Origin of the sequence: Streptococcus intestinihominis, from assembly GCF_046824975.1 — a bacterium.
Classification (GTDB): domain Bacteria; phylum Bacillota; class Bacilli; order Lactobacillales; family Streptococcaceae; genus Streptococcus.
On sequence record NZ_JBKQBL010000005.1, the window covers coordinates 27634 to 30608 of the forward strand.

Annotated in this window: 3 protein-coding genes and 1 pseudogene; all 4 read right to left on the reverse strand. The window is 45.1% G+C overall.

Annotation, left to right across the window (positions count from 1 at the left end; genetic code table 11):
- On the reverse strand, positions 1 to 308 hold a 308-nt coding region (locus ACLOR3_RS08285; protein ID WP_412037140.1), incomplete at its 3' end, for an NAD(P)-binding domain-containing protein.
- A 68-nt stretch (positions 309 to 376) separates the two neighbouring features.
- Positions 377 to 853, reverse strand: coding sequence for an acetolactate synthase small subunit (gene ilvN / locus ACLOR3_RS08290; protein ID WP_006594976.1), 477 nt, complete (start codon positions 851 to 853; stop codon positions 377 to 379).
- Positions 846 to 2546, reverse strand: coding sequence for an acetolactate synthase large subunit (locus tag ACLOR3_RS08295; RefSeq protein ID WP_123159963.1), 1701 nt, complete (start codon positions 2544 to 2546; stop codon positions 846 to 848). The genes ilvN and ACLOR3_RS08295 overlap by 8 nt, the downstream gene beginning before the upstream one ends.
- 284 nt (positions 2547 to 2830) lie before the next feature.
- Positions 2831 to 2975, reverse strand: a pseudogene (locus ACLOR3_RS08300) (CPBP family intramembrane glutamic endopeptidase); the annotation flags it as partial.

The window sequence follows — 2975 nt, forward strand, 5'->3', positions numbered from 1 at the left end:
GCATTACCAGCTTCCAAGTTTGGAGCAATTTCTGCTTCGTACAATTCTTGTTGGATTTCGTCTGGAGCCAAGATCATGATAACGTCAGCCAATTTAGTTGCTTCTGCCACTGTGTAAGTATCAAAACCATCTTCTTTTGCTTTGTCAAAAGATTTACCTGGACGTACACCGATGATCACATCATGACCTGAGTCACGCAAGTTTTGAGCGTGGGCATGACCTTGTGAGCCATAACCGATCACGGCGATTTTTTTACCGTCAAGTGCTGCTACTTTTACATCTTTTTCGTATTCCATTTGAACTGCCATAGTTTTTTTCTCTCTTTTCTATTATTTATTGCCTCTTAGGCGGTAGTAACTATTTTGAATGGTGGGCTTTAATCGCGGGTAAAGCCAGTTGCACCCGTCCGTGCAACATTCTTAATCCCATAAGGACGAATAACACGCAAGAGAGCTTCGTTCTTCTCTGCATTTCCTGTCATCTGCACGGTGATGGAGCTTGGAGCCACGTCAACCACAGTTGCGCGGAAGGGCTGGATAATAGCCAGCAATTCTGCCCGTTTCTCTGCTGGTGCAGAGACCTTGATCAGAATAACTTCACGCTCTAGGTGAGGTTTATCTGTAATGTCTCGGACGCGAATCACATCGACCTGGCGATTGAGTTGCTTGATGATTTGTTCGACTTCATCATGAGATGCAACATCGATGATGATGGTAATCCGTGATACATTCGGATTTTCTGTCGCTCCCACTGAGATGCTCTCAATGTTGACTTGTCGTCTAGACAAGACACCGGTAAAGCGATTGAGAACCCCAGACCGGTTTTGAAGTTTGGCTGTTAACATTCTACGCATTAAACTTCACCCCCAACATCTCATGATTGCTCTTACCAGCTGGTACCATTGGTAGAACGTGTTCTTTCCGAGAAATGTCAATCTCGATGAACATTGGTACATCTTCGGTAATGACTTCCAAATCCTTCTCGAGGGTCTCGGGATTGTCAAATTTGTAGTTCTTAATCCCGTAGGCTTGCGCCATCAATTGGAAGTCTGGCAAGGTTTCAAAGACGGACTCTGATGTTCGTCCATCATAGAAGGCTTCTTGCCACTGCCGAACCATCCCAAGTGAATGGTTGTTGAGCATGATGACCTTGATCGGAATCTTGTAAACATTCAAGATTGCCAATTCTTGGTTGGTCATCTGGAAGCCACCATCTCCGACAAAGAGCACGACTTCTTTGTCTGGATTGGCAATCTTAGCACCAATTGCAGCTGGTACACCGAATCCCATAGTCCCTAAACCACCAGAAGTCACTAATTGCCGTTCGTTTTGATATGGGTAGTACTGAGCTGCCCACATTTGGTGTTGGCCAACGTCTGTCACGACGATGGCATCCCCCTTGGTCAACTCACCCACGCGTTCAATAACTGCTTGGGGTTGGACCACGCGTTCTTTCTTATCGTAAGAACGAACCCGGTTCTTATCTTTTGTGACCTTCTCGATCCATTTCTCCGTATTGTTGTGAACGACTGGCTCTGCCAACAACTGTTGTAGAGCTTTCTTCGCATCGCCAACAACGGGAATATCGACTGCAATAATCTTCCCAATCTCTGCTGGGTCAATATCAATATGAGCGACTTTGGCATTCTTCGCAAAGGTCTTTGGATTTCCTGTCAGACGGTCATCGAAACGACAGCCAATACTGATCATGAAATCCGCTTCGGTCATGGCAATGTTGGCCGCAAAGGAACCGTGCATCCCACCCATTCCAAGGAAGAGAGGATGGTTTGTCGCAATCGTTCCCTGACCTAAAAGGCTAGTCACTACAGGGATCTGGTAGCGTTCTGCTAGGGCTACCAATTCTTCTGCCGCTTCCGCATAGCTAACGCCACCCCCAGCCAAAAGGACTGGTTTCTTAGCCTTGCCCAATTGCTTCAAGATTTTCTTAATCTGCAATTCATTTGGCTCAATGGTCGGCTGGTAACTTGGAATGTTGACTGCTGGGTTGAATATATAATCTGTTTCTAAGGCAGAGACATCTTTTGGAAGGTCAATGACGACAGGACCTGGACGACCAGTTGTCGCAATATGGACCGCTTCAGTAATAATCCGTGGAATATCTGCTGTCTCTCGTACTTGGTAATTGTACTTGGTGATTGGCATGGTAATCCCAACAATATCTGCCTCTTGGAAGGCATCCTTCCCGATCCCAGAACGGTTGACCTGACCAGTAAACACAAGAAGAGGAACACTATCACTCATGGCATCCGCAATCCCTGTAATGGCATTGGTTGCTCCAGGTCCACTTGTGACGACGGCCACACCCAGCTTCCCAGTTGATTTAGCATAGCCTTCAGCCTCATGCAAGCAGCCTTGTTCATGTCGGCCAAGAATGTGTTTGATCCCTTTAAAACTATAAATAGCATCGTAAAGGGGCAAAACGGCTCCACCCGGGTACCCAAAAATGGTATCAATCCCAAGATCCCGAAGCGTTTCTAGCACAAGCTCTGAACCTGTCTTTGCAGTTTCTAAGGTAATTTTCTCCATGTCTCTCCTTTCTGTTTCTTTGATTATCAAATGAGCATGCTACTATCATACCATTTTTGGAAAATATTTCAAGGAAAAATCACAAATTTTCTGAATTTTCTATCCAAATCCGAATAATGAGATTTCTCCTGAAAAAAGAACAATCCAATCAAAAAAGGAGTCTGGGACAAAAAGTTCTCAGTCACAAAAAAGCTAGAGATTCCCAATTGCAGAACCGTTGCTTTTTTTGGAGATAAGGGGCTTTTGTCCCAGCCTCTTTTTCAGTATCGTTACTAGCATTTTCATCACATACTACCGATAGCTACAATGATCAAGGCTAGGCTGTTGCCTAACATGTGAACAAGTAGGGGATAGTAGATATTCTCCTTTTCTTTCACATAAATGATAGAAAAGGCAAGGCCCCCACCTAGGTATCCGACTGCACCGACC